Source organism: Nitrospirillum guanabarense, from assembly GCF_034653355.1.
Lineage (GTDB): Bacteria > Pseudomonadota > Alphaproteobacteria > Azospirillales > Azospirillaceae > Nitrospirillum.
Map to the genome: position 1 here is coordinate 654,604 of NZ_JAYEER010000004.1, position 26,420 is coordinate 681,023.

At 64.9% G+C, this 26,420-nt stretch carries 18 protein-coding genes and 1 pseudogene; 8 read left to right on the plus strand and 11 right to left on the minus strand.

What is annotated here, in order from left to right; genetic code table 11:
* Positions 1 to 239 precede the first annotated feature (239 nt).
* Positions 240 to 1,922, minus strand: a complete 1,683-nt coding sequence (locus tag UAA55_RS21005; RefSeq protein WP_322955130.1) for a methyl-accepting chemotaxis protein — start codon at positions 1,920 to 1,922, stop codon at positions 240 to 242.
* Positions 1,923 to 2,108: 186 nt separating this feature from the next.
* Entirely contained in the window at positions 2,109 to 2,618 is a 510-nt protein-coding gene (locus UAA55_RS21010) for a MarR family winged helix-turn-helix transcriptional regulator (protein WP_322955132.1), read from the minus strand.
* A gap of 152 nt (positions 2,619 to 2,770) precedes the next feature.
* Here UAA55_RS21010 and UAA55_RS21015 point away from each other — a divergent pair, with 152 nt between their 5' ends.
* From UAA55_RS21015 to UAA55_RS21030, 4 genes are all read left to right on the plus strand, one after another.
* Positions 2,771 to 3,154, plus strand: coding sequence for a tautomerase family protein (locus UAA55_RS21015; RefSeq protein WP_322955134.1), 384 nt, complete (start codon positions 2,771 to 2,773; stop codon positions 3,152 to 3,154).
* Complete coding sequence (locus UAA55_RS21020; RefSeq protein WP_322955135.1) at positions 3,151 to 3,846, plus strand: SDR family NAD(P)-dependent oxidoreductase; 696 nt, start codon at positions 3,151 to 3,153, stop codon at positions 3,844 to 3,846. Before UAA55_RS21015 ends, UAA55_RS21020 begins: the two co-directional genes overlap by 4 nt.
* Before the next feature lie 106 nt (positions 3,847 to 3,952).
* Positions 3,953 to 5,290: an LLM class flavin-dependent oxidoreductase gene (locus UAA55_RS21025; RefSeq protein ID WP_322955136.1), complete on the plus strand. Its 1,338-nt coding sequence runs from the start codon at positions 3,953 to 3,955 to the stop codon at positions 5,288 to 5,290.
* Positions 5,291 to 5,442: 152 nt separating this feature from the next.
* On the plus strand, positions 5,443 to 6,114 hold the full coding sequence (locus UAA55_RS21030; RefSeq protein ID WP_322955137.1) for a hypothetical protein: 672 nt from the start codon (positions 5,443 to 5,445) through the stop codon (positions 6,112 to 6,114).
* Positions 6,115 to 6,232: 118 nt separating this feature from the next.
* Here the strand turns inward: UAA55_RS21030 and leuA are convergent, their stop codons facing one another.
* From leuA to UAA55_RS21045, 3 genes are all read right to left on the minus strand, one after another.
* Positions 6,233 to 7,900: a 2-isopropylmalate synthase gene (gene leuA / locus UAA55_RS21035; RefSeq protein WP_322955138.1), complete on the minus strand. Its 1,668-nt coding sequence runs from the start codon at positions 7,898 to 7,900 to the stop codon at positions 6,233 to 6,235.
* Between the two features lie 551 nt (positions 7,901 to 8,451).
* A complete protein-coding gene (locus UAA55_RS21040) occupies positions 8,452 to 10,596 on the minus strand; it encodes a TonB-dependent siderophore receptor (protein ID WP_322957733.1) in 2,145 nt (714 codons plus the stop codon).
* A gap of 177 nt (positions 10,597 to 10,773) precedes the next feature.
* Entirely contained in the window at positions 10,774 to 11,436 is a 663-nt protein-coding gene (locus UAA55_RS21045) for a TetR/AcrR family transcriptional regulator (protein ID WP_322955140.1), read from the minus strand.
* A 77-nt stretch (positions 11,437 to 11,513) separates the two neighbouring features.
* Between UAA55_RS21045 and UAA55_RS21050 the strand changes: the two genes are divergently transcribed.
* Positions 11,514 to 12,497: an MBL fold metallo-hydrolase gene (locus UAA55_RS21050; RefSeq protein ID WP_322955142.1), complete on the plus strand. Its 984-nt coding sequence runs from the start codon at positions 11,514 to 11,516 to the stop codon at positions 12,495 to 12,497.
* Positions 12,498 to 13,078: 581 nt separating this feature from the next.
* On the plus strand, positions 13,079 to 13,981 hold the full coding sequence (locus UAA55_RS21055) for an alpha/beta fold hydrolase (protein ID WP_322955143.1): 903 nt from the start codon (positions 13,079 to 13,081) through the stop codon (positions 13,979 to 13,981).
* Positions 13,982 to 14,217: 236 nt separating this feature from the next.
* Here UAA55_RS21055 and UAA55_RS21060 read toward each other — a convergent pair whose 3' ends face one another.
* The 6 genes from UAA55_RS21060 to UAA55_RS21085 form a co-directional block, all read right to left on the minus strand.
* Positions 14,218 to 15,216: a hypothetical protein gene (locus tag UAA55_RS21060; protein ID WP_322955144.1), complete on the minus strand. Its 999-nt coding sequence runs from the start codon at positions 15,214 to 15,216 to the stop codon at positions 14,218 to 14,220.
* 37 nt (positions 15,217 to 15,253) lie between these two features.
* Entirely contained in the window at positions 15,254 to 17,287 is a 2,034-nt protein-coding gene (locus UAA55_RS21065) for a S9 family peptidase (protein WP_322955145.1), read from the minus strand.
* 124 nt (positions 17,288 to 17,411) lie between these two features.
* On the minus strand, positions 17,412 to 18,992 hold the full coding sequence (locus UAA55_RS21070; RefSeq protein ID WP_322955146.1) for a S10 family peptidase: 1,581 nt from the start codon (positions 18,990 to 18,992) through the stop codon (positions 17,412 to 17,414).
* Between the two features lie 244 nt (positions 18,993 to 19,236).
* Positions 19,237 to 20,802 (minus strand): S10 family peptidase, encoded by a 1,566-nt coding sequence (locus UAA55_RS21075; RefSeq protein WP_416235215.1) that lies wholly within the window; start codon positions 20,800 to 20,802, stop codon positions 19,237 to 19,239.
* Positions 20,803 to 20,894: 92 nt separating this feature from the next.
* Entirely contained in the window at positions 20,895 to 24,218 is a 3,324-nt protein-coding gene (locus UAA55_RS21080; RefSeq protein WP_322955148.1) for a patatin-like phospholipase domain-containing protein, read from the minus strand.
* 134 nt (positions 24,219 to 24,352) lie between these two features.
* Positions 24,353 to 25,342: an NAD-dependent epimerase/dehydratase family protein gene (locus UAA55_RS21085; RefSeq protein WP_322955150.1), complete on the minus strand. Its 990-nt coding sequence runs from the start codon at positions 25,340 to 25,342 to the stop codon at positions 24,353 to 24,355.
* 98 nt (positions 25,343 to 25,440) lie between these two features.
* Between UAA55_RS21085 and UAA55_RS21090 the strand changes: the two are divergent.
* Positions 25,441 to 25,578 (plus strand): annotated as a pseudogene (locus tag UAA55_RS21090) (helix-turn-helix domain-containing protein); the annotation flags it as partial.
* 233 nt (positions 25,579 to 25,811) lie between these two features.
* Positions 25,812 to 26,339, plus strand: a complete 528-nt coding sequence (locus UAA55_RS21095; protein WP_322955151.1) for a LysR substrate-binding domain-containing protein — start codon at positions 25,812 to 25,814, stop codon at positions 26,337 to 26,339.
* Positions 26,340 to 26,420 lie beyond the last annotated feature (81 nt).

A 26,420-nucleotide genomic window follows, 5' to 3' on the forward strand; every position in this document is an offset into this window, starting at 1 on the left:
GTCTTAAGTCCTTATTAATTAATGCATTAATGTTGCGCGCCCGCACCCGCGCGGCGCCATCTCTTTCCGGGTAACTCGAGGGGATGGGTTTCTTTTGGGGGAAATCTCGCGCCCCGCCAATGGGCGGGGCCATCGTCCGAGGGGGGACCTGCCGGAGCCGACCCTGGCCAACAACGCCGGCCGCTGCCCTGACAAGGGAACGCGGGCGGCGGGCCATCGCCCACCGCCGGCTTTCGTGCTCACGTGGCTTTGATGGCGGCCAGGAAGCGGCTGACGTGGGTCTGCAGCACGCCGGACTGTTCCGACAGATCGTGGGCGGCGCCCAGCACCTGGGTGGCGGCCACGCCGGCTTGGGCTGCGGCTTCCGTCACGGCACCCAGCGCGTCGGCCACGCCTTGGGTGCCGGTGGCGGCCTGGCCCACGTTGCGGCTGATCTCCGTCGTCGAGGCGCCCTGCTGCTCCATGGCGGCGGCGATGGAGGTGGAGATGCCGTTGACCTCCTCGATCACCGCGCCGATGGCCTGGATGGCGGTGGAGGTGCGGGCGGAGACCTGTTGCACGGCCATGATTTGCGCCGCGATATCCCCCGTCGCCTTGGCCGTCTGGTTGGCCAAGCCCTTGACCTCCGCCGCCACGACGGCGAAGCCCTTGCCGGCCTCACCCGCCCGCGCCGCCTCGATGGTGGCGTTGAGCGCCAGCAGGTTGGTCTGTTCGGCGATGGCCTGGATCAGGGTCACCACCTCGCCGATGCGCTGGGTGGCGTCGGTCAGGCCGGCGACGGTGGCCATGGTCTCGCGCGCGTCCAGGCTGGCGCGGCTGGCGATGGCCTGGGCGTGCACCACCTGTCGGTTGATCTCGGCGATGCTGGCCGCCATCTCTTCCGCCGCCGCGGCCACGGTCTGGACGTTGGCGGTGGTCTGGTCGGCGGCGGCCGCGGCGCTGGCCGACTGGCGGTTGGTTTCCTCCGCCACGCCGGACATGCTCTGCGCCGCGGTGTCCAGCTCGGCGGCGGCGCCACTGAACTGGTGCAGGATATGCGAGGACTGACGATCAAAATCGCTGACCAGGCTGTCGATGGCGGCGACGCGCCGGGCCTTGGCCGCCTCCGCCTCCCGCTGGACGGCTGCCAGGCGGTCGGCCTCCACCAGGCCGTCGCGGAACACCTCGACGGCACGGGCCATGGCGCCGATCTCATCCTGCCGGTCGGTGCCGGGGATGGCGGTGTCCAGTTGGCGCTCGCTCAGCCGCGTCATCGCCGCCGTCAGAAGGCGGGTGGGGCGGCCGGTGGTCAGCACCGTGACGGCGCCGGCGGTGAAGGCCATGGCCAGGGCCAAGGCCAGCGCCAGCACCGTGCCCAGGCGTGAGATGCCGGTGGTGTGGCTCAGCAGCGCATAGGCGTCCTGGCCGGCGCGGTAGTTCAGGTCCGCCGTCTCCGTCAGCACCTTTATCAGAGCGCGGGTCTGTTCCCGGTTCTCCCCGGCGTACAGCTTCAGCGCCGTTTCCCGGTCACCCTTGTGCAGGGCATCGATGACCTGGGTGGAGGAGGCGAGGAACCGCGGCCACAGCGTGTCGAACTGGTCCATCTGTGGTCGCTCGATGGTGATCAGCGGGTCGTAGGCCCGGCGACCCTTGGCCACACGGTCCAGTTCCTGGGCCACCGTCTTTTCCTGCTCGGCTCGCGCCGCGTCATCGGTGGCCAGCAGCATTCCCTGCTGGAAGCGCCGGGCCTCCAGCACGCCCTGCAGCAATTCATTGCTGGCGACGATGGAGGGCAGGGCGTCGGTGCCGAGGTCGGCGGCGGCTCGCTCGATGCGGGACAGGCGCTCCAGGGCGAACAGCCCCAGGCCCAGGGTCACCAGCAGGACCAAAGCGAAGGCCGAGAAGATGCGGGTGCGCAAAGAAAGGTCGACAAGGCGCGGCATGGCGGCTCCGGTAGCGGATTGCGCTGGGGTCCCTGTCTATTTCCCACAAGGGATACCCCTTTATTGGAAGAAACATGGGACCTACCTATCCGATTGCCACCCCCGTTAACCCAATCTCCTGTCGCGTGCCGGCGTACTGCGGCGTTCTGCCGCTATCTTGATATCGTTATATTGGATTTTATTTAATCACTGGTGGTCAGGACTAACCGCCGGCTGCCTTTTATTATCCGATTCCGCCAGGTTCGCCGTCTCCACCTGGCGCAGCACGGTGCGTAGGGCGAGGGCGTTGTCGCTGCCGAAGGCCTGCTCGAACTGTCGCTGCGCCACCGTCCACAGGGGCTGGGCCTGGGCGACCAGCTCCTGCCCCTCCGCCGTCAGCACCAGCACCCGGCGGCGCTTGTCCGCTGGCGTGATGGTCAGGCGCACCAGGTTGCGCTTCTCCAGTGGGCGCAGCAGATGGCCCAGGGTGGAACGGTCCATGGCCAGCATGGCGGCCAGTTCCTGGATGCCCTTGGGGCCGTGGCGGTTCAGGCGGGACAGGATGGAGTACTGGTTGATGCCCAGGCCGGTGGACGCCAGCGCCGCGTCATAAAACTTGGTCAGCCGGCGGGAGGCCTGACGCAAGGCGGCGCAGTTGCACTGGGTGGACTCTGGCATGTCGGTCGGGCGGGTATCGGGGGCGGTGGTGTCAGGCATGAACGGTCCCGGGGAAAAGGGCGCAAGCCTATCAGGCGCGCCGACGCGGCCGCTGTCAACGACCATATGGGCAATTACCCGTAAATCAGGCATGCTTCGTCCGCGCCCCGAAACCGAACCGGGCAGGGGCCGCCTGAACCGGAGGAACATCCATGCCGCTCGCCCGCATCGACCTGGTCAAAGGCAAATCAGCCGAGTACCGCCACGCCATCGGCGAGGTGATCTATGAGGCCATGCTCAGCACCCTGAACGTGCCCAAGGACGACCGCTTCCAGATCATCACCGAACATGGTGACAGCGACTTCGTGGCCGACCCGACCTACCTGGGCATTAACCGCACCCGCGACACGGTGATCATCCAAATCACCCTGAACCAGGGCCGCACGGTGGAGGTGAAGAAGGCCTTCTACAAGGCGGTGGCCGACGGCCTGCACGCCCGGTTGGGACTGCGGCGCGAGGACGTGTTCATCAACCTGGTCGAGGTGCCCAAGGAGAACTGGTCCTTCGGCAACGGCGAAGCGCAGTACGCGTCATGACCCGGAAATCAGCGCTGATCGTTGGCGCGGGCAAGGGCATCAGCGCCTCTTTGGCCCGCTTGCTGACCCATGAGGGTTACCGTGTGGCCCTGGCCGCGCGCAACACGGACAAGCTGGCCGACCTGGTGGCGGAAACGGGGGCCCGGGCCTATGCCGTTGATGCCGCCGAGCCCGAGGCGGTGGGCCGCCTCTTCGAGCTGGTCGACACCGACCTGGGCGTGCCGGAGCTGGTGGTGTTCAACGCCAGCACCCGGGCGCGCGGCGCCGTGCAGGATCTGGACCCCGGCCAGGTCTTGGACAGCCTGCGCGTCTCCGCCTACGCCGGTTTCCTGGTGGCGCAGGCCGCCGCCGTGCGCATGCGGGCGCTGGGGCGGGGCAGCATCCTGCTGACCGGCGCCACCGCCAGCGTGAAGGGCCTGGCCGGCTCCACACCTTTCGCCATGGGAAAGTTCGCTTTACGCGGCATGGCGCAAAGCCTGGCGCGGGAGCTGGCGCCGCAGAACATCCACGTCGCCCATTTCATCATCGACGGCGGTGTGGCCAGCAGCTGGTCCAGACCGGGCGAGGACGGGCCGGCGGACAAGTGGCTGGACCCTGACGCCATCGCCCGGGAATACCTGCACGTCCACACCCAGCATCGCAGCGCCTGGACCTGGGAAGTGGAACTGCGCCCGTGGGTGGAGAAGTTCTGACAACCAACCATTCCCGGCGCCACTCAACGGTCACATTGAGAAGACTTGTTTGTGTGGCGCCGGTTCGGCCCGGATGCTGACCGCCTCGATTTCAGCGGAGGCGATCATGAGTGCGGGCAAGCGGTTGAAACTGGGCTTCATCCTTCATGGCGTGGGCCGCACCTGGGGTGACTGGCGCCACCCGGACGCCCAGCCCGACGCCAGCACCAACTTCGCCTTCTACAAGCGCCAGGCGCAGGTGGCGGAGAAGGGCAAGTTCGACTTCCTGTTCGTGGCCGACAGCGTCTACATCACCGAGAAGTCCAGCCCCCATTACCTGAACCGGTTCGAGCCGCTGACCATCCTGTCAGCGCTGGCCGGCGCCACCAGCCATATCGGTCTGGTCGGCACCCTGACCGTCAGCTACAGCGAACCTTACAACGTGGCGCGGCAGTTCGCCTCGCTGGACCATATCAGCGGCGGCCGCGCGGGCTGGAACGTGGTCACCAGCTGGCTGGAGGGCAGCGCCGCCAACTACAGCAAGGCGCAGCACCTCGCCCACGACCAGCGCTATCGCCTGGCGGCCGAGTATCTGGACGTGGTCCAGGGCCTGTGGGACAGTTGGGAGGATGACGCCCTGGTCCATGACAAGGAAAGCGGCGTCTTCTTCGACCCGAAGAAGCTGAACACCCTGGACCACAAAGGGGAGTTCTTCCAGGTGCGGGGGCCATTGAACATCGCCCGTTCGCCCCAGGGACAGCCGGTGATCTTCCAGGCCGGCGCGTCGGACGATGGCAAGAACTTCGCCGCCAAGCACGCCGACGCCATCTTCGTCGGCCAGGACGACCTGGTGGAGGCCCAGGCTTACTACGCCGACGTGAAGGCGCGGGCCGCCGGCTTCGGCCGCGATCCGGACAAGGTGTTCATCCTCCCGGGCGTGGCGCCGGTGGTGGGCGCCACCGAGGCGGAAGCCGAGGCCAAGTATCAGGAACTGGCCAACCTGGTGTCCATCGAGAATGCCCTGTCCATGCTGGGCCGGCCGTTCAACGACCACGATTTTAGCCAGTACGACTTGGACGCTCCATTCCCCGAGGTCGGGGCCGATGCGTACAACAGCACCCAGAGTGCCGTGCTGAAGATCGTGGCGGCCGCCAAGGCGGACAACCTGACCCTGCGCCAGGTCGCCCAGCGCTTCGCCACCCCGCGCGGCAATTTCGTCGGCACGCCGGAACAGATCGCCGACAAGTTCCAGCAGTGGCTGGAGGCCAAGGCCGCCGACGGCTTCGTCTTCTTCGAGGCGCTGCCCAAGCAGTTGGACGTGTTCGTGGAGACGGTGGTGCCCATCCTCCAGGACCGCGGCCTGCTGCGCCGGGAGTATGAGGGCGAGACCTTCCGCGACAATCTGGGGCTGGAGATCCCCGTCAATCGCTTCACCGCGCGCAAGGCGGAAAAAGGCGCGGCGTAGACGGCAGGGGGCGGCGGGCAGGGGGGAGGTTCGCACGGCGCCCAACCCCTTCGCACGATTGATGGCCTAATGAAAAGTTGTATCCACCCGGAGACATTGCGCCGCCGCCCTTGGGATGGACATGCTGTGCCATCCATTGGGGGGAGTGGCTTATGGGCAAAGCATATGCTGTCGGGGCTGTTGTCGCCGCCATGCTGGTGGCTGGTCCCGCCTTCGGACAGGCGACCGCCCGGCCTTGCGGCGTGGAGGAGGCGGCCGGCCCCGCCTGCCTGATGGCCCACCAGAACATCGCCGCCCTGCCGGAAGGCGACATTTATTGGCACTTGGACACCTTCCCCTCCAAGGCGGCGGCGGAGGCGGTGGCCAGCAAGACGGGCAGCGTCGTCGCCGCTTTCGGCAAGGTCTGGCTGTTCACCATCGAAGGGAGAGGATGGCGGCCCCCGCAGGGCAGTACGCATGTGGCAGACATCGGGCCCCTGCCGGTGACCTCCGCGGCCTCCTATTCGGCGGAATATCTGCGTTCGGTCTTCACGCCCGGCATGACGGCGCCCCTGCACGTGCATTCTGGACCGGAGGCCTTCTACGCGCTGACCGGGGATACATGCCTGGAGACGCCGGCCGGTGCGCGGCAGGAGCGGGGACCGGGCAACAGCCTGGTGGTCGAAGGCGGCCCGCCGATGCTGCTCATGGCCATCGGCACGGCGCCGCGCCATGGCTTCGCCCTGATCCTGCACGATGCCGCCCGGCCGCCGACCACCCTGATCCAGGATTGGAAGCCGCAAGGGCTGTGCGCGCAGCAGTTCGCGCGCGATCAGGCGCAATAGCGACGGGACGGCCCTCCTCGAAGGATCGGCCCATTTGCTCACCCGCCTGCGCGCTTTCATCGACTTAGCGCAGGCGCCAGGGTCGTCCGCAGGCGGGACGACCCTGAACCATGGTTGATCAGCCCGCCCCGTTGGCGGCGCTGAGCACGGCGCGGACGGAGGCGGTGGCGACGTCGGTGTCGATGCCGACGCCGAAGACCTTGCGGCCGTCGCCGGTGCGGCATTCGACATAAGCCGCGGCGCGGGCGTCGCCGCCGTGGCCGATGGCGTGTTCCTGGTAATCGACGATGTCCAGGTCCACGCCGCAATCGACCTTCAGGGCGGCCAGCACGCTGGACAGCAGACCATTGCCCCGGCCGCTGATGCTGCGTTCCTCCCGGCCCACGCTGACGCGGCCGACGAACATACGCTCCTTGCTGCCGGCGGTGCCCGTCTCCTGATAGTCGATCAGCTCGAAACGCTGCAGGCCGGTGAGGCAGTAGGTGTCCTGGAAGATGGACCAGATGTCGGCGGCGGTCAGCTCGCGGCTGGTCTCGTCGGCGTAGCCCTGGATCACCCGGCTGAAGTCGATCTGCAGGGGGCGGGGCAGCTTCAGGCCCTTGTCCTGTTCGATGACCCAGGCGATGCCGCCCTTGCCCGACTGGCTGTTGACGCGGATGACGGCCTCATAGCCGCAGCCCAGGTCGGTGGGGTCGATGGGCAGGTAGGGCACGTCCCAGAACTGATCGTTGCGGCCGGCCTGCGCCGCGAAGCCCTTCTTGATGGCGTCCTGGTGCGATCCGGAGAAGGCGGTGAACACCAGCTCACCGGCATAGGGGTGGCGGGGGTGCACCGGGATCTGATTGCAGTACTGCACCGTCTGCACGACCGACTGGATGTCGGAGAAGTCCAGGCCCGGGTCCACGCCCTGGGTGTACAGGTTCAGGCCCAGGGTCACCAGGTCGACATTGCCCGTGCGCTCGCCATTGCCGAACAGGCAGCCCTCGACACGGTCGGCACCGGCCTGCACCGCCAGTTCCGCCGCCGCCACGCCGGTGCCCCGGTCGTTGTGCGGGTGGACGCTGATGATGACGCTGTCGCGGCGGCTGATCTGGCGGCAGAAGCGCTCGATCTGGTCGGCGTAGATGTGGGGGCCGGCGGCCTCCACCGTCGCCGGCAGGTTCAGGATGACGGGCTTGTCGGGCGTGGGCTGCAGCACGTCCAGCACGGCCTCGCACACCTCCAGGGCGAAATCGGGCTCGGCGGTGCTGAAGGTCTCGGGCGAGTATTCGAAGATCCAGTCGGTCTCGGGATACTTCTTCGCCTGCTCGCGCATGATGGTCACGCCCTTGACGGCGATGTCCTTGATGCCGGCCCGGTCCATGCCGAAGACGATGCGGCGCCAGGCGGGGGAGATGGCGTTGTACATGTGGACGATGGCGCGGGGGGCGCCCCGCAGGCTCTCGAACGTGCGCTCGATCAGGTCGCGGCGCGCCTGGGTCAGCACCTGGACGGTGACGTCGTCGGGGACCTTGCCGCCCTCCACCAGGCTGCGGACGAAATCGAATTCGGTCTGCGAGGCGGAGGGGAAGCCGACCTCGATCTCCTTGAAGCCGATCCTCACCAGCATGTCGAAGAAGCGCTGCTTCTTCTCCGCGTCCATGGGATCGATCAGGGCCTGGTTGCCGTCGCGCAGGTCGGTGGACAGCCAGCGCGGCGCTTGGGTGATGGCGCAGGACGGCCAGGTGCGGTCGGGCAGGTCCGCGTGGGCGAAGGGGCGGTATTTGGTGGAGGGATCGCGCAACATGGTCAGGGCGTCTCTGCTGCTATGTATTCAGTCGGGGGAGGTGAATACGGCCAAGGGTACAGCCGCCGGATGGCCGTCAGGCCCGGCGACCGCCGGTAAGGAGCGGGCGCGCGGCGAGGCTCAGCGGCTGGGCGCTGGCGGCGGTGCTGGCTTTGGCAGAAAAGCCCCTGGGGGCGGCATGACACGACATTTGGGAAACTCGCGAACCTTGCGCAGACTTATGACGAAATCCCCGGTCCTCTCAGGAGGCCGGGTTCATAAGAAGCAGCAGGGTGGTCGCGAAGTCGGTCATGATGGGCAGGATAAAAGCGGCATCCGGCGGGCGTGTCAAGCGAACACGCTCACGAAATTTCAAGGGCGGCCATGCCCCGGCATCAAAGGGTCGATGCCGGGCCGTTGGCGACAATCTTTGGTCGCTCAGCCTAATGTCGGCGGCACGAGATAAAGACTCGTGCCGCCGTAGCCCGCGACCGCGGGCGCCGGAGTGAGCACCGGAGGAGCGGAACGAGGACAGCCAAAGGCCCGGACGAGCCTGCCGGCGCCTGAGGAACTCACAAATCAAGCGTGGCTGAGAAGCGCACGGTGGCCGGCATGCCCGAGTAGAGCGTGGGGCCGCCGGTAGCCCAGTAGCGCTCATTGGTCACGTTGTCGGCGTTGACGCGCAGGGTCAGGCCATTCCCCTGCACCTGGGTCTTGTAGCTGGCCCCCAGGCTCAGCGTGGTGTAGGCGGGCAGGGTGGCGCGATTCTGCGCATCCGCCGCGCGGTCGCCGGTATAGTAGACGCCGGCGTTCAGGCCCACGCCGTCCAGGAAATCCGGATGGTATTCCGCGAAGACGGAACCGGACCAGCGCGGCGTGTTCTCCACCCGCCTGCCATCCTGGTAGACGCTGCCGGTGTTCTCCTGAAGGGCGTTCAGGTACTGGCCGCTGACCATGATCGACAGGTCGGGCAGCACCTCCCCCTGGATGGAGGCTTCGACGCCCTGGTGGATGGCCTGGCCGTTCAGGACGTAGGTGTTGTGGATGTCGGTGTAGGCCAGGCCCCGGTCGATGTGGAACCAGGCCAGCGACATCATGGCGCCGGCCACCTCCATGCGGCCGCCCACCTCCACCTGCTTGCTGACGATGGGATTCAGGATGCTGCCGGCATTGGTGGTGCCGTCGGGCGCGGTGCCCGCACTCTCCAGCCCCTCGATATAGGTCGCGTACAGGCTGGACTTGGGCGTCAGCTTATAAACCAGGCCGGCCGTGGGGGTGACCGTCTGCACGGCGTAATTGCTGGTGGCGGAAGAGGTGTCGTAATCGACATAGCGGGCGCCGGCGATCAGCAGCCAGCTTTCGCCCAGGTGCGCCATGTCCATGATGTAGCCGCCGGTGTCGATGTTCACGCTGCCCGCCTGCAAGCGGGTGGTGGTGAACTTCAGCGTGTCGTAAGCGACATCCACGGGATCGTACAGGTTCTGCTTGATCGCGGTGTAGGACTGCTGGTGCTGGTCTTCCTGCGTCTGGCGGTTGCGGCTGAAGCCCACCAGCAGCTCATGGCTGATGGGGCCGGTGTCAAGCTTGCCCGATACCTCCAGCCGCAGGTTCTGGTTGCGGTATTCCTGGTCGGGCGTATAGGTGCCGCTGATGGTGCCGGCGCCGGTGGCCAGGTTGATGCCGCCGAGGTTGGCGATGGTGCGTTGCCGCCGGGTGGAGGCGACGCCGAACTCCGCACGGGCGGACCAGTCGTCGGTGATGGCGTAATCGGCGCGGCCCACCACGTTGGTCGCCCAGGTGTTGTAGGGTGGGTTCAGGGGGGCGAAGCGCAGGCTGGGGTCCGGGATGGACGGCAGGATGATGGTGCCGCCGTTGCCGCCCTTGGCGCCCACGGCGGTGGGCAGGGTGATGCCGCCCGGCTCATCCATTTCGCGGCGGTAGTATTCGGCGTCCAGCTTAAAGGTCAGGCGCTCGCTGGCGCGCCAGTCGAAGGCGCCGCTCATCAGCCAGCGCCGGCCGTCGACATCATTCACCGGCGTGCCAATGCGCGAGGCATAGCCGTTGATGCGCGCGCCGTATTCGTTGTGGTCGCCAAATTCGCGCCCGATGTCGAAGCCGCTGCCGAAACTGCCGTTGTTGTCACCGTTCAGGGTGTAGCTGGTGACGGGGTCGGATCCCGCCCGCTTGGTCACCACGTTGACGATGCCCGACGGCGTGCTGATGCCGTAGTAGAGCGCCGACACGCCCTTCAGCAACTCAACCCGCTGCTTGTTCTCGATGGGGATGGGGCCCAGGTTGATGATGGGCAGCGAGCCGTTCAGGCGATAATTGGTGCGGGCGTTCATCAGCACGCCGCGTGAGACGAAGTTGTTGCTGGTCAGGGGGCTGGTGGCTTGCTGCGTCACGCCGGGGGTGTTGCGCAGCGCGTCGTCCAGTCCTTGCGCCCCCTGGGCGTCCAGCAGGGCGCGCGGCAGGATGGACACGGTCAGTGGCGTGTCCAGCAACGACTGGTTCCGGAAGGCGCCGACCTGCACCACCTCCGCCTTGAAGGAGGGGGTCTGGGTGCCGGTCACGATGATGTCGTCCAGGGCCTTTTCCTGGCCGGCGTCGGTGGCGGCGGCCGTCGTGTCCACGGCGGCGTCCATCGCTTCCGTGGCCATCGCTTCCGTGGCCTGGGCCCGCAAGGGGGCCTGCATCGCCGCCAACAGGGCAAGCATCGACACGGCGCACTTTTTCATCGTGTTTCCATTATTCAGTCAGGATCGGTCGGCACCCTGATACTGATAATGAGAAACGATCGCAACATCGATTTTAACAAGATCGTTAGGCGCTTTTGACAGGGGCGGGGATGAACCGGCGCTCGGGACCGATCAGGTCAGGAAGGGATTGGCGCCTCAAGGTTCGTGCGGATTGGAAGTGGGTTGCTCCCTCCCCAACTCCGCAACAGCTTCCCGGGCGGCCAGTTCCGCCCGCCTGCGCATGTCCTGCTCCGACGGGGCCGGCAGCCCAAGTAGCACGCGATAGTCATCGAGACCGACCAACCGCTCGAAGAAATCACGGCCGATCTTGCGCCGTCGCTCCACCGGCATGCTGGAGGTCTCGGCCCGAGTTGACAGAAAAGAGTCCAGCCTTTCGACGTGCGCGTTGATCAGGCCATCGTACGCCAACGCACCAAGGTGCGGAAATCGTCGTATTTCGGTCATGACGACCCGGAGCAGGTTGGTCGTCTTCTCGCCGCGAATGCGCTCCTGGAACATCACGCCGATAAATAGAAGAATCTCCGCGAGCGGATTCTTCAAAGCCTCCTCGATCTTGACCAACTCTTCCATATCGGCCGGGTGGCACGCGCTTTCCATTACCGCGGCGAAGAGATCGTCTTTGGTTTGAGCATGGCGGTACAACGTCATGATTGAAACGCCAGCTTCACGGGCGATGCTCTCCATTCCACTGCCGGCATAGCCGTCCCGCACGAACGCCTGCTCGGCGGCCGCCACGATTGCGGCGCGCTTACGCGCCATCACTTTCGCTCTCGGATGATCGGGGGACCAATCCCTCATGCCTGTTGACTCCTAACGATAGTCATCGCTATCGTTATAGCGATAATGTGCGTTATTGTTACACGAAAGGCAGATCAATGGCCCAGGCTATCGAAGGCGGGAACCCGCTTTTGGCGCGGATGCATCGCCACCCGATCAACAGCACGCTGATCGGGCTCGCGATACTGCTCTTGGGGGTGCTGCTCTGGTTCGCCTGGACTTTCGCACCGGTCCGGCTCGATGTGCCGCAAGTCGATGTCGGGGCGCTGCCGCCAGCCACACCTCCGGCGGCCATGTCGATCAGTGCGATGCCGACAGGAACATACGAAACCCCCGCGGCGTTGGCATTTCGGGGCGGTTCGTGGAGCGAGAAGCGCGCATTCGCCGCGAGCGGCGTCCTCGTGCGGCATCCCAAGGGGAACCTGCTGATCGACACGGGGTTCGGGCGGAATGTCGAGCAGCAATTGAAACTGCTGCCCTCGCTCCAACAGTCGCCTCACCACCTTGGCACGCCCATCATCGATCAGTTGGCCGGGGGGGCTGCCGACACGGTTACCGCGATCATTCCGACCCATGCTCACTGGGACCACATCAGCGGTGTGGACGATTTCCACGGCATACCCGTCCTGGTAGATGATGATGGCCAGCGCTTTATCGGCTCGCATGGTGAGGGCACCGAGGTGCTCAACAGCTTTCATGGGGTCACCTATCAGGCCTATCACTTCGATGGCGGCCCCTATCTCGGTTTCCCAAGCAGCCACGACGTCTACGGTGACGGCTCGGTTGTGATCGTGCCGGCACCCGGCCATACACCGGACTCGGTCGTCGTCTTCGTCAACCTGCCCTCGGGCAAGCGCTATGCCTTTGTCGGTGATCTCGTTTGGCAGATGGAAGGGCTGACGCGGCCAGCGGAAAAGCCTTGGATGATGCGGTTCCTGATTGGCGAAAATCGCGCCGAAATACAGATGGCCATCGCGCGCATCCGCGCGGCAACCACGCTCTATCCCCAGATCACGGCCGTTCCCGCGCATGACGGTCGCGCGTTCAGCTCTATCGCCGTCTATCCAGCGTCAACCCGCTGACGCGGTAAAAGTCGTTTGACTCAAAGACGCGCCGGATGCGGGGGTAAATCGGCGTGGATTATTTCGCCGCCGGTGTCCCGCCGTCCGGGGCGAGGACGCTGGTCTTGAGGCTGTCCAGCATGTGGGTGGCGATGGTGGCGCGCTGCAGCTGCTGACCGCGTCCGGGGCGACGGAATAGAGCCCTTCCAGGCGGCGGCGGCGGCCGTCGTGTCCATGGCGGCCTCCATCGCTTCCGTAGCCTGGGCCGGCAAGGGGGCTGGCATCGCCGCCAATAGGGCAAGCAATTTTAACAAAATCGTTAGGCGCTTTTGGCAGGGACGGCGGTGCGGTCATGCCGGTTGGTTGAGTGCAGCCATATACGCTGAGGACGTCGCGGATCTTATCTGGTCGCGTCGATTTCCGGCCCGGTCGGCTTTGCCCGGGTCAACGGCCACTGGGAGGTCGCGGTCCGGTGGAGAACCGCTGTTCATGCGAACCTGGAGGCTCGCCGTGAGTTTCCTTTGTGTAAGTAAAGCGCAGATGAGCGATTGCGATTCTAATGCGTGACACTTGCCGTAATAACAAGCGGTTGAGGTTGCATCATGGAGCAGCAGACGACGAAAACAGTCGATACAGAGTTTTTGCGGATAGCATATCTGGAGGACGGCCCGTCAGACGGCTGGCCAGTTATACTGGTCCACGGCTATCCATATGACGTCCATGCTTTCGAGGCCGACGCTGGAATTCTCGCGGCTGAGGGCGCGAGAGTACTCCGACCTTATGTGCGTGGGTACGGTCCAACACGCTTTCTATCCGGCGAGACGAGGCGAAATGGGCAGCAAGCTGCCCGCGCGCTCGACGTGATTCAGTTTTCGAGTGCCCTTGGACTGGCGCGGCCGATTTTAGGAGGCTTCGATTGGGGCGGTAACGCGTGCTGCGTGGCCGCTGCCCTCTGGCCGGATCAGGTGGGAGGGCTCGTCTCTTATGCGGGTTACGACGTGATCGACGTTGAGAAGCAGAGGTCTCCCGTCGAGGTGTCGCTAGAACGCGTGTGCTGGTATCAGCACCTCTTCCAGACGGAACGTGGACGGATGTGCCTGCAGAAAAGCCGGGCTGACATCGGCCGCACCTTATGGCGTGAATGGTCCCCCAATTGGGCGTTCGATGAGGAGACCTTCGAGCGGACGGCCGCGGCCTTCGACAATCCGGACTTCGTGGACATCGTAATAAGCGCATATCGCATCATGCATGGCAATGAACGCGGCGATCCGCTGCTGCAACCGCTGGAGGACCGACTAGCGCAACATCCTCCTATAATCGTTCCGTCGATCACCATCGATGGGACTGCCGATCCGCTGAAGCCCGGCGGAACGGCTGATCATGCCCCTTTGTTTACCGGCCCACACGAACATCGAAGTCTGTCTGTCGGGCACAATGTCCCGCAGGAGGCGCCGGGCGAGTTCGCGAAAGCCGTTTTGAAGATCCGAAGAGGCATGGTGGATTAGCCGATGACGCACGATGAACTGTTGAGCGCTTACTGACAGAAGAGCAGGGTCCCGGTTGGCAGCGGCCGGAACCCTGCGCTCAATGCAATTCCTGCCGATTGTCAGGCTGTTAAGCGCGATCAAGCTCAGGGCGCCCTTTGGGTTCTGACGCAACGTGGTGATCGGCAGATCATCCGGCGCCGATGGCGCGGGCCTGGAGCAGGTCGAGTTTCCCGCATCCATTTTGAGTCGAAGCCTTATTTCGCCGCCGGTGTCCCGCCGTCCGCGGCGAGGGCGCTGGTCCTGAGGCTGTCCAGCATGTGGGTGGCGATGGTGGCGCGCTGCAGGTTGCCGACCGCATCGGGGGCAACGGAATAGAGCCCCTCCAAGTAGGCCTTGTCCGCCGGGCTCAGCGACCGGACCCGCTGTGCCGATGGGCAGGCGTCGGAGAACAAGCTCAGGATGCTGGGCAGGGGGTTGCATTGGCCCACGGCGCTGGCGGGCTGGGCCAGGACCAGCATGGCCAGGTAATCGGCCAGGCTGCCGAACGTCTCCCCCTCGATCTTGGTGGTGTCCACGATGACGACGATATTGTCGAAGACGCTGGCCATGTCGTGGGAAAGCCGGCTGCCGCCGTTGCCGTGGAACTGGTCCTTCAAGGGATCGTCGGAATGCATGCCTGAGGCGTAATACGGGTCATCCACCACGGTGACCGCGCCGTCGCGCACGGCGGTCACGTACCATGCCTGGATGGCCTGGGTGACCTTGCTCACGGTCTTGGTCTGGTTGACGAAGTGATAGCCCAGCAGGAATGAGCGTTTGTCCGCGACGGCATCCATCACGGCCTGGGGCGTGTCGGAGAAGATGATCTCGATATCACGCTTGCAGCCGTCTCGGGTCGGCGCGCCCACTTGGCCCGCCACCGTCTTGATGCGGGTGGTGAGGAAGGCGGCCACGTCGGCCGGCACGTTGATCGCCTCCGGGCAGACGGGACGTTCCCACCGGGTCAACTGGTTCAGCCGGGGGGAGGGGTGGCCGTGATCCTGGACGAAACCTTCCGTCGCCCGGGTCAGTGTCTCGACGGTGAAGCGGTTGCCGGTGATGGTGACGGTGGGTGGGCTGTCGGGGGCGGCCGACGTGTCGGCCGCGGTTTGCGCCGTCGCCGGCAAGGATAGGGCCGGCAGGGATAGGAAAAGAAGCAGGGCCGCCGCCATGCTCACCCGATGCGCCCGTGCCCGGCTCGCCGCCATACCCATCACCCCCCCTTGCCCCATTACTTGTCCCGTTACACGCTTACTTGGCCGCCAGCGCCGCCTGCAGTCCCGGTGTGAACTGCGCCCCGTCGGGCACGGTGATGCTGGAGCCCTTGAAGGCGGCGCCGAAGGGCTCCGCCCGGCCGCCCAGGCAGGCGCCCAGGAACTGTTCGGCGGCGGCGTTGAAGGCGATGCTGTTCTCCGGCCGGGCGAAGCCGTGGCCCTCGTCGGGGAACAGGATGTAGGTGACGGGGATGTTCTTCTCCTTCATCGCCTTCACGATCTGGTCCGACTCCGCCTGGTTGACGCGGGGGTCGTTGGCGCCCTGGCCGATCAGCAGCGGCTTCCTGATGTCCGCCGCCTTGAACAGGGGGGAGGCGTCGTGCAGCAGTTGGCGGCCGTCCTCTGTCGTCGGGTCGCCCATGCGCTTGTAGAACTGCTGCTTGCCCGCCTCCCAATAGGGCGGGATGGTCTTCAGCAGGGTGGCCAGGTTGCTGGGGCCGACGATGTCCACGCCGCAGGCGAAGGCGTCGGGGGTGAAGGTCAGGCCGGCCAGGGTGGCATAGCCGCCGTAGGACCCGCCCATGATGGCCACCTTGTCCTTGGTGGTGATGCCCTGCTTGACCGCCCAGTCGACGGCGTCGATCAGGTCGTCATGCATCTTGCGGCCCCATTGCAGGTTGCCGGCGGTGATGAAGTTCTTCCCGAAGCCGGTGGAGCCGCGATAGTTGACCGACAGCACGGCATAGCCCCGGTTGGCCAGCCACTGATGATAGCCGTTGTAGCCGTAACCGTCGCGCGCCCAAGGGCCACCGTGGACGAACAGCACCATGGGCAGGGGCTGGTCGGGATGCCCGTCGCCCTTGCCGTCGGTGCCCGCCGGCAGGGTGAGGTAGGACACCAGCGTCAGACCGTCGCGCGCCTTGATCTCCACCGGGTGCATGGCGGCCAGGTCGGCGCCCTCCAGCTCCGGCCGGTTCACGAACAGCTTGGTCAGGGTGTGGGCCTTGCGGTCGAAGCGGTATGTCGCCGCCGGCGCCGTGACCGGATCCACCACCACGGTCCAGGCGCCGTCGTCGTCGGTGCGGCTGGTGACGTGTATATCGCCCTTCAGCTGGGTCTTCAGGAAGTCCAACTCCGCGCCGATCTTGGGATCCAGCGCCGTCCATTCCGTGCGCAGGTAATCGACGGCATAGGCCTGGACCACCCCCGTCTTGGGATCGGCCAGGATGTCGCCCACATCGGCCTTGTCGCTCTGGCCCACCACCCGGGTGGCGCCGGTGGCGGCGTCCTGGGCGATCAGGGCGGCGGTGTCGCGGCCGCGGCTGTCGATCCAGTACAGCGTCTTGCCGTCCTCGGTATAGCCCAGGGGGTTGGTGGTCAGGCTGTCCTCCAGCCCGACCGCACCCAGAGGCTGGGCTTCAACCTTATTGTCAGCCACGCGGAAGAAGTCGGTTCCGCCGTCGGGCCGCGACTTGGCCGCCAGGCGCAGCTTCAGGGACTCGTCCGCGACGAAACCGGCATAGCCCTCGTTCTTGAACACCAGGGTCAGTTTGCCCTTGGCCAAGTCCAGGCTGTAGACGTCGAACCATTTGGGGTCGCGGTTGTTCAGGCCAACCAGGATGCGGTCCTTGATGTGGTGGCTGGTGCCGATGATATCGACGCGCGTCTTTTCCTGCGGCGTCAGGGTGCGCTGCTCGCCCGTGGCGACATTGACGCCGTACAACACGAAATTCTCGTCCCCGCCCTTGTCGTTGACGAACAGGATCATCTTGCCGTCGGGGGACCAGAAATGCTGGCGGATGGGGCGGGTCTTCTCCGCCGTCAGGGCTTTGGCCTTGGTGGGGTCCCTGGCTGGGGCCACCCAGATGTTCAGCACGCCGTCGCGCGGCGCGATCCACGACAGCCACTTGCCGTCGGGGCTCAGCTTGCCTTGGGTCCGGCTGGGATTGCCGAAGAATTTGGCGCGCTCGATCAGGGGGGCGGCCGGGCTGGTGGCCGGCGGGGGCGGGGCCGCCGCCGTGAGGGAGGTCGTGCCCAGGATCACGGTCAACGCCAGAACGGCAGCGCGCATCGCTTACCCCAATCGTTGTTGGCCGCCGGCATCCCGGGGGACGCCGGCGGCGGAATGGACCGAAGATGGGGCCAAGCCCATCACCGGGCAAGTGCCTGTTGGGCCAGGGTAAAGCGGTTCGCCCTTATGCGCCGCCCGAGGTAGCCTTATCGTAGAAGGCATCCAGGTCGACGACCAGCTGCTTCAGCGCGTCCGGGTTCAGGTAGATCATGTGCCCGGACGGATAGTACTTGAACGTCACGTTCTTTCGCTGCGCCGGTTCCAGCGCCATGTGGTTGATGTCGTACTCCGTGTTGAAGAACGGCGTCGCCATGTCGTAATAGCCGTTCAGCGACAGCAGCTGCAGGTGCGGGTTCTGGCGCATGGCCAGGCTGAGGTCCAACGCCACGTCCGGCACCTCCAGCTTGCCGACGTTGGGCACCTTGTGGTGCCAGTCCCACTGCTCGTTGGCGTCGTCCGACCCCGCGCGGTACTCCAGGTCTGTCTTGTAGCCCAGGTCGCCGGCCAGGTAGGCGCGCAGGCTGGAGATGAAGGCGCTGTTGATGGCGCTGTCGGACGGGTCGTACTCCGGCCCTTCGCCGGCGGCGTCCGTGTCCACGCCCAGGAAGCGGCTGTCGAAGCGGCCCACCGTCTGCCGCTTGTCGCGCAACAGCTCCTTCTGGAAGCGGAACAGGTCGATGCGCAGCTTGGCGCGCTTCAGGTAGTCCGGGGACAGGCCGGTGAAGGTGGCCAGCTGCTTGGCCACAGCGTCCTCTTCCTCCGCCGATATGGTCTGGCCTTTGGCCAGCGCGGCGGCATAGGGGCCGCGCGCGAAGACACGCGCCTGCTGCACGAAGGCGGCCAGGTCGGCCGGCTTGTTGGGGATGCGGTTGTGGTACCAGGCGGTGGCGGCGTAGCTGGGCAGGAAGGCGATGTAGCCCTCGTCATAGCCTGGCTGCAGGATGCCGTAGTTCAGGATGGACGACAGCAGGATGACGCCGTTCAGGTCCATGCCGTCCTGCTGCAGCCGGTTGGACAGGGCCGCCGACCGGGTGGTGCCGTAGGACTCGCCAAACAGGAATTTGGGGGAGTTCCAGCGGTTGTTGAGGCTGACATAGCGGCTGATGGCGCGGGCGAAGCCGTCCACGTCCTGATCCACGCCCCAGAAATCCTTGCCCTTGGCCTCGCCCAGGGGACGGGAATAGCCGGTGCCGATGGCGTCGATGAACACCAGGTCGGTCTTGTCCAGCAGGCTGTCGTCGTTGGCGGTGAAAGTGTAGGGCGCCGGGGCGTTGTTGTCCGGGCTGGCCGTGCGCACGCGGATGGGCCCGAACGATCCCATGTGCAGCCACAGGCTGGCCGAGCCGGGGCCGCCGTTATAAAGGAAGGTCACCGGCCGCTTGGCGGCGGGCGCGCCCTCGGCCGTGTAGGCGACATAGAAGACGCTGGCCGTGGGCTTGCCGTCATTGTCGCGGATGGTCAGGGTGCCGGCGGTGGCTTGATAGCGGATGCTCTTGCCCTTGATGGTGACCGTGTGCGACGTGGTCTTGGCGGTCTCGGTCACGGGCGCACGGGCGGTGGCCGCCTCGATCTGTTCCGCCACCTTGCCCTTGGGCGCATCGTCGTCGCCCTTGTCCTTCTTGTCGCCCGGCCCACTTGCCGCCCATCCGGCCACGGCGACGGAGGTCAGCAGCACCACCGTCAACGCCACGATCGTCTTACGCATCCCCAAGCTCCCTGTTGCGGGTTGTCATCAAATTCTTTGATGTTTGATGACAACGCCGCTGTCCAGCCCATTGCTTGGGGGGGGCGACATCATGACCTTGTGCGTATTGCCTCAGATGCCGGGCGGCCGCATCCGCGGCCTTGGCTTCCTCGCTCCGTTTCTTCGGTACCCGCTCCAGCGGCCCCCGTCGGGGCCTACAACGGCGTGAGGCTGGGCCCCACGCCGTTGGTTCGGACGGGGCGCTTTACGGGGCCACAGGCGCTGCCTTGTCGTAGAAGGTGTCCAGGTCGGCGATCATCTGCTTCAGTGCTTCGGGGTTCAGATAGACCATGTGGCCCGAGGGGTAGTACTTGAAGGTCACGTTCTTGCGCTGGGCGGGTTCCAGCTGCATGTGGCCGATGTCGTATTCCGTGCCGAAGAACGGGGTGGCCATGTCGTACCAGCCGTTCAGCGACAACAGCTGCAGGTGCGGGTTCTGGCGCATGGCCTCCGCCAGGTCCAGGGCCACGTCAGGCGTCTCCATGCGGTGGTTACCGATCTTGTGGTGCCAATCCCACTGGCCGATGGCGCCCTCGGCGCTGCGGCGATAATCCAGGTCCGTCTTGTAGCCCAGGTCGCCAGTGATGTAGGCGCGCTGGCTGGAGATGAAGGCGCTGGTGACCGCGCTGGACGAGGCGTCGTACTCCGGCCCCTCGCCGGCGGCGTCGCTGTCCACACCCAGGAAGCGGCTGTCGAAACGCCCCACCGTCTGCTCCTTGTCGCGCAGCAGTTCCTTGCGGAAGCGCTGCAGGCCGACGCGCAGCTTGGCGTGCTTCAGGTAGTCCACCGACAGGCCGGTGTAGGCCGACAGCTGCTTGGCCACCGCGTCCTCTTCCTCGGGCGTGATGTCCTGGCCCTTGGCCAGCGCCACGGTGTAGGGCCCGCGCGCGTAATCCCGCACCTTCTGCAGGAAGGCGGGCAGGTCGGCCGGCTTGTTGGGGATGCGGTTATGATACCAGGCGGTGGCGGCGTAGCTGGGCAGGTAGGAGACGAAGATGTTGTCGAAGCCCGGCTGGCGGATGCCGTAGTTCAGGATGGAGGACAGCAGGATGACGCCGTTCAGGTCCATGCCGTCCTGCTGCAGCCGGTTGGACAGGGCCGCCGATCGGGTGGTGCCGTAGGACTCGCCGAACAGGAACTTGGGGGAGTTCCAGCGGTTGTTGAGGCTGACATAGCGGTTGATGGCGCGGGCGAAGGCGTCGATGTCCTGGTCGACGCCCCAGAAATCCTTGCCCTTGGCCTCGCCCAGCACGCGGGAATAGCCGGTTTCCACGGCGTCGATGAAGACCAGGTCGGTCTTGTCCAGCAGGCTGTCCTCATTGGCGGAATAGACGTAGGGGGCGGGCGGCGTGTTGTCCGGCGCGTTGGTGCGCACGCGCACCGGCCCCAGCCCCATGTGCAGCCACAGGCTGGCCGAGCCGGGACCGCCGTTGTAGAGGAAGGTCACCGGCCGCTTGGCGGCGGGCGCGCCCTCGGCGGTGTAGGCGACGTAGAAGACGCTTGCCGTTGGTTTGCCGTTGTCGTCCCGGATGGTCAAGGTCCCGGCGGTTGCCTGGTAGCGGATGCTTTTGCCCTTGATGGTGACGCTGTGGGCGCTGCTCTTGGCCGTCTCGGCGATGGGCGCGCGGGCGGTGGCGGCCTCGATTTGCTCCGCGATCTTGTTGGCCTTGGGCCCGTCCTCGCCGCCCTTTTCCTTCTTGTCCTCGGCCCAGCCCTTGGCCGCCACGCCGGCCATCAGCACCGTGGCCAACGCCGCGGCCGCCAGTTTCACTCCTGCCATCCTGTTCATTCCCTGCTCCTGATTGGGGATTTTGTATCCAATCTTTCTTGTGGGAACGGGGGCGGGATGTCCAGCTTCAAGCATCAGGAGGTGGCTTTCTTCGGTCCTGGATCCCCGCTTTCGTTTGCCGGTTTAGACGGTGCCATATCGACTTGAGCGCGGCCTGAGGAGGATTGTGGATACTGCGCGCAATGTCGCTCTGCGGCCTCGATTAAATCCTGAGCACGTCTGGCTCTGTCCGACCGACCAACTGCAAATCCGTTGGCTTCGCCCGCGCTCTTGAAGACGGCATCGCCAATGTGCTGGCCTAGTCGACGATAGCTTTCGAACTGCCGCTCGGTGAAGAACTGGTTCATTGTTGTTTCATGGGGAAACGCGTCATTGTCGGCGGCATAGCTCAATACGTCCTCAGGCTCCGTGCCATGGAGTGCGGGCTTCAGGTAAATAAGGACGCCGTCTTGGCTGGAATCATTTTCCATCGGGTATTTAATGTCGGCGATGGCGCAATAGGGAAGGGTGTTCCCGGCCTTGATGTCGTTTACCAACCCCAATCGGCCTTTCGCGGTTTGGGAGGCCAGAGGCCTGGGGCGGAACGTGATCTCAATGCCGAGATCAATGCGGGCCTTGGCCACGGCGTTGCCCAGATCCACGAACGTCGACCCTGAATCGCAACCGGCATCCACGGCGATGATGGTGCGGCACTGCCGGCGCAGCATTTCGTAGATGCCTAAGTTTTCAAAATGACCGCCGTCGCTGAGATAGACATAACGGCTTCTGGCATTCGTCAAGCCGAGAAGTTCCTCAAGAATAGGGCCGATGGAAAAGAAGGGACCAGCCTTTTGCCAAGCTTTCTTTTTCGGATTTCCCAGCCACCAGCCTAGCCTCACATTGAAAAGCGTCATGAGGAAAGAAACGGTGGGTTGGGAATGATAGCCCATGCTGGGGCTCAACGCCGCGCCGGAAATTGCTGTAGCGGTGCCTAAGCTAATTCCGTCACCGTATCCGCGATCCTTCGTGAACTGGGGAAGCAGCCGTCGGGGGGCGTTGCTTTCCCTCCGATCTATGCTCGCCTGAGGATTGGGTTCCATCCGGACTGAGGGGCCGGTTCGGCGATATCCCACCTCCGGGCTGCCGGCTTTGAACTGGGAAACGGTGAACGAAGACGCCTTTCGATCCTGCCAGGCCAGTCGCTCACCATGCACAAGGTTCAGGGCCATGTTGATGATGTGGAGAGGTCCTGGGAGCGGGGACCTTTTCGTCGAGGTTTCCGGCGCATTTTCGCTTTTTGGGACCCTTTGACCAAGCTGGCACATGGCGATGTTGTCCCATTCGTCGAAGCCGGTGAATCGGTTCGGCTGCCGCTCATCCTGGTCGGTGATATGCCGGCCTTGTTTTTTTGATGCACCGAGATAGGCGCGGATGAGGCGGTTTCGATAAAAGGCATGTAGCGAGAATTTGTTGACGTTGATCGCCCAGGACGTGATGAACAGGATAAGTCCGACAATAAGAAGGGCCATGCCATATTGGATGGCACTGAATGCACCGGCGGAATTACCGTCAGTATAAGGTGCGATCCGCGTCGCGACGTCTGCAGCCAATGGTGCCAGGCTGGGTAGAAACTGATCCACTGCCCGGGATACGGTCATCAGCAGAACGGCGAAGAAAAGGATGGCACCGATGGCGGCCAAGCGCGCCCAGGGGAAGCGGGCCATGACACCTTTGCTGTTGGAGTCCGTCTTGGGCGCGATGGGGGCGACGGCCCCGAAAAGCGCAGCGCCGACGCCTGCGAGGCCGCCGATAGCCGTGAAAGTGCTTTCCGCCCATTCACCAACCATCCTTGTCTCAACACCCGTGGGCAAAGGGTCCCATAGGACGAGCAGCGAAACGACCAGCCACATTAGCCCGGGAAGCAGGAAACCGGCGTTCAAACGTGCCAGCCACTCCCGAAGGGCATCATGATTATGAAGAGGGCTGCTGATGGCGACGAAGGCCGTGTCCGCCAGAAACTGTCCCATAAGCCAAAGATTGGCACCGAAGACGACAACCAACCGGGGATCATGGCAGAGTGCATTCCAAGACCTGCTCGTCCACTCGCCGAAACTGATCGCATCAGCAGAGGAGGGAAAGGACCGCCCGTCTGTGGAAAGTGACAACAGCAGTGGCAGCGCATCGGCGAGAATAGCGCCAAGGACAAGACCACCACAGGCCCGGGCGAAAACAATGACCAGTAGTCTACTGATCTGGCGGAGGGCTTCGAATGGAGCATCGGCGGCGGCAATAATCCCCAATTTTTTTTTCTGATGTTGATACTCGACATATCGGAAGATGAGGACAGACAGAAAGGGCAAACCCCAAAGCACGCCGCCGATGCTCAGGAACCACGGCCAGAGGACGCTCGGCTCCGTTAGGGGAGCCCCTGTCGCCATCAACCGAACAAGAGCGGTGATGCCCAGGCATCCGGCAACGTAGGTGGGGAGCAGTATCAAGATCAGGATATGGAGCCATCCGGCCTTCTGCAAATCATAGCGCAGCCTGATCAAATAAGTGGCCCTATGTATTTGGTCGCGCCGCTCTGCCAGTGCGCCCAGGATGGCCTGATTAGACAATTGCCAAGCAGTATATATCTGGGAAATAGCATACAAAACCCCAGAAGATCCTAATAATAACCACGTCCATACGTTGGATGTGCCGCTGCCATTGCCTGTATTCCATTGATAAAAGGCGTAGGTCAGTTTGGGTATCAGGGCGATCAAGGCAAAGACTGGCAGGAAAATCAGCCAGTTTAATATCAAGTTGCGGATGACGATGGCCCCGGCCGAAGCGGTGTCCAAGGAGAACAAGCCCCGCTCTGGGGTGAGATAGGATGTGAATTGGCGCAGTGTCGTTACGGGCTGTGGTTCGGAATTTCCGGCTAACTCTGTTTCGACGTCGACGATGCCACGGTCATACTGAGTACACCAGGCGGACAGCCATGCGCCAGTATATCCGCCACCCGAGACGGTGGAAAGATAGTCAAAGCTGTGCAACCGCTTGAATTTCGCCAGACTTTGTATGATTCCCAAGGCGAAGCTGGCGCTGCGAATACCGCCACCGGACAAGCAAAGCGCCGACAGGTTGGCTGCATGCAGGCATTCCTTCAGGGCGTTGCTCAAATGAGCGGGGTCCAGGTGCGCTCGGTTTTCCGGCTGTGGCGGTTGGAAACTCTCACCCGCGAGCAGATATAGCCTCTGCAACTCTTCAGCCAAGGCGGCATGCAAGCTGGTATCGTCGTTCAGGGGGACGGAGTCAGTTTGCTCGCAGGTGCTTGGTGGGGGCTCGGAGACAGTTTCATCGCCGGTGCAGGATGAGGTCCGCAACTCCTCGACTAAGGTATCGTGCAGGCTGATGGCGTCGGATGGGATTGTCATGGGGCGGTTCCAGGTGGCTAGCTGCTATCAAAGCGGGATCAGGCGCACCAGGCATATATCTAAAGTAGAGTACTCCTATATATTTCCCCATTCCATAGATTTTACGAAAAAGCCGGACTCCGGATGACCGGCGCTCACGCCGGCACGCACCCCAGATCCGCCAGCGCGGTGGCGACCGCCGTATCCAGCGGCGTGTGCGGCTCGGCGCCCAGGAAGGCCTTGAGTTTGGCGTTCTCCAGCCGCACGGGCCGTTGCCACAGGTAGCGCATCTCCCGCATTTCGCGGAACACGGTGACGAAGGGGGAGGCCAGGGTCACCAGCCACCAGGGGAAGGATTTGAGGGCCGGCCGCGCGCCGCCCCGGGCCTCCACCACGCGCTGGATGGCCCGGGCCATTTCCACGCCGGGCTCCAGCCAGTGCCCGCCGAAGTGGAAGGTTTCGAACGTCGCCAGGTCGTTTTCCCGCGCCAGCAGGCGGGCCACCGTTTCCGCCACGTCGGGCAGGTAGGCCCAGGCGTGGCCGACGGGGTGGGGGCCGGGGTAGGGGATGGAGGTCACCGTCCTGCCTGGCTTAACCAGCCCCTGGCCGAACCAGTTGTTGCCGGCGCGGGGCCCGAAGAAGTCGCCGCAGCGCAGGATCAGGACGCGGCCACCCTCGGTCGACGCTTGGCGCAGCCGCCGCTCCATGGCCACGCGGATGCCGCCTTTCACCGTGACGGGATTCTGCGGCGACTCCTCCGTCAGGTTGGGCAGGGCATCAGGACCATAATTGTAGACCGTGCCGGGCAGAACGATGCGGGCGCCCACGGCCTTGGCGGCGGCGATGGTGTTGTCCAGCATGGGCAGCACCAGCTTGTCCCAGTCCTTGTAGCCCGGCGGGTTCACGGCATGGACGATGACGTCCACGCCGGCGGCGGCCTTGGCCACATCGGCGGTGTTCATGGCGTCGCCCTGGATCCATTGGGCGGCGGCCAAGTCCGGCCGCGCCCCCCGATCCCCCGCGCCCTGGCCCCTTGCCAGGGCCTTCACCGTCCAGCCATCGGCTAGCAGGCGGGCCGCCACCGCGCCCCCCACGCCGCCCTTGGCCCCGATCACCAGAACCGTCTTGCCGTTCGTCCGCGCCATCTCATCCTCCGTCTGCAGCGGTTGCGATGCCAGGAAGGTGAGGGCGCGGGCAGCTAAACGGAATTGCGCAATATCTTTGGATTGATATACATAAATTTATGACTAGATCCGAACCCGGCTGGGAACTCTACCGCTCCTTCCTGGCGGTGCTGCGCGAAGGCAGCCTGTCGGCGGCGGGGCGCGCGCTGGGGCTGACCCAGCCCAGCGTCGGCCGCCATGTGGAGGAATTGGAGCGCGCGCTGGGCGCCACCCTGTTCACCCGCTCTCCCCAGGGACTGACGCCGACCGAAACGGCACTAGAGCTTCGCGGCCATGCCGAGGTGATGGCCGCCGCCGCCGCCGCCCTGTTGCGCGCGGCGTCGGGGCCGGCCGATGAGGTGGCGGGCAGCGTGCGTGTCACGGCCAGCGTGGTGGTGGGGGTGGAGGTGCTGCCCCCATCCTGGCCGCTTTCCGCCGCGCCCATCCCAAGGTGGCGGTCGAGCTGTCCCTGTCCAACGAGACGGAGGACCTGCTGCGGCGCGACGCCGATATCGCCGTCCGCATGGTGCGCCCCACGCAAGGCGCGCTGGTGGCCCGGCACCTGGGCGTCATCGCGTTGGGGCTTCATGCCCACCGCCGTTATCTGGAAACGCACGGCACCCCGGCCTGCTGGGACGATCTGGCCAACCACAGCCTGATCGGTTTCGATACCGAAACAGCTGTCATCCGCACCCTGCGCGCCCGGGGGCGGTATTTCGGCCGTGAGCATTTCGCCTTCCGGGCCGACAGCGACGTGGCCCAGCTGGCCGCCATCCGCGCCGGTTTCGGCATTGGCATTTGCCAGGTGGGGCTGGGGCGGCGCGACCCTGACCTGGTGCACCTGCTGCCCGGCACCCTGGGCTTCGACCTCGATACCTGGTTGGTCACGCATCCGGACCTGAAGTCCAGCCGGCGCGTGCGTCTGCTGTACGATCATCTGGCGCTGGGTTTGGCGGATTATATCCGCAACGGCCAGTAACGCGGGGGGCGCCATGAAAGGATCGGCATTGCCAGCGGTGTCAGATTGGAAGAAAACTGCGACCGCTAACAGAGCGCCTTT

Coding starts and splice junctions, on each gene's coding strand:
- UAA55_RS21005 (WP_322955130.1), bottom strand. CDS start 1,922: ATGCCGCGCCTTGTCGACCTTTCTTTGCGCACCCGCATCTTCTCGGCC.
- UAA55_RS21010 (WP_322955132.1), bottom strand. CDS start 2,618: ATGCCTGACACCACCGCCCCCGATACCCGCCCGACCGACATGCCAGAG.
- UAA55_RS21015 (WP_322955134.1), top strand. CDS start 2,771: ATGCCGCTCGCCCGCATCGACCTGGTCAAAGGCAAATCAGCCGAGTAC.
- UAA55_RS21020 (WP_322955135.1), top strand. CDS start 3,151: ATGACCCGGAAATCAGCGCTGATCGTTGGCGCGGGCAAGGGCATCAGC.
- UAA55_RS21025 (WP_322955136.1), top strand. CDS start 3,953: ATGAGTGCGGGCAAGCGGTTGAAACTGGGCTTCATCCTTCATGGCGTG.
- UAA55_RS21030 (WP_322955137.1), top strand. CDS start 5,443: ATGGGCAAAGCATATGCTGTCGGGGCTGTTGTCGCCGCCATGCTGGTG.
- leuA (WP_322955138.1), bottom strand. CDS start 7,900: ATGTTGCGCGATCCCTCCACCAAATACCGCCCCTTCGCCCACGCGGAC.
- UAA55_RS21040 (WP_322957733.1), bottom strand. CDS start 10,596: ATGCTTGCCCTGTTGGCGGCGATGCAGGCCCCCTTGCGGGCCCAGGCC.
- UAA55_RS21045 (WP_322955140.1), bottom strand. CDS start 11,436: ATGAGGGATTGGTCCCCCGATCATCCGAGAGCGAAAGTGATGGCGCGT.
- UAA55_RS21050 (WP_322955142.1), top strand. CDS start 11,514: ATGGCCCAGGCTATCGAAGGCGGGAACCCGCTTTTGGCGCGGATGCAT.
- UAA55_RS21055 (WP_322955143.1), top strand. CDS start 13,079: ATGGAGCAGCAGACGACGAAAACAGTCGATACAGAGTTTTTGCGGATA.
- UAA55_RS21060 (WP_322955144.1), bottom strand. CDS start 15,216: ATGGGTATGGCGGCGAGCCGGGCACGGGCGCATCGGGTGAGCATGGCG.
- UAA55_RS21065 (WP_322955145.1), bottom strand. CDS start 17,287: ATGCGCGCTGCCGTTCTGGCGTTGACCGTGATCCTGGGCACGACCTCC.
- UAA55_RS21070 (WP_322955146.1), bottom strand. CDS start 18,992: ATGCGTAAGACGATCGTGGCGTTGACGGTGGTGCTGCTGACCTCCGTC.
- UAA55_RS21080 (WP_322955148.1), bottom strand. CDS start 24,218: ATGACAATCCCATCCGACGCCATCAGCCTGCACGATACCTTAGTCGAG.
- UAA55_RS21085 (WP_322955150.1), bottom strand. CDS start 25,342: ATGGCGCGGACGAACGGCAAGACGGTTCTGGTGATCGGGGCCAAGGGC.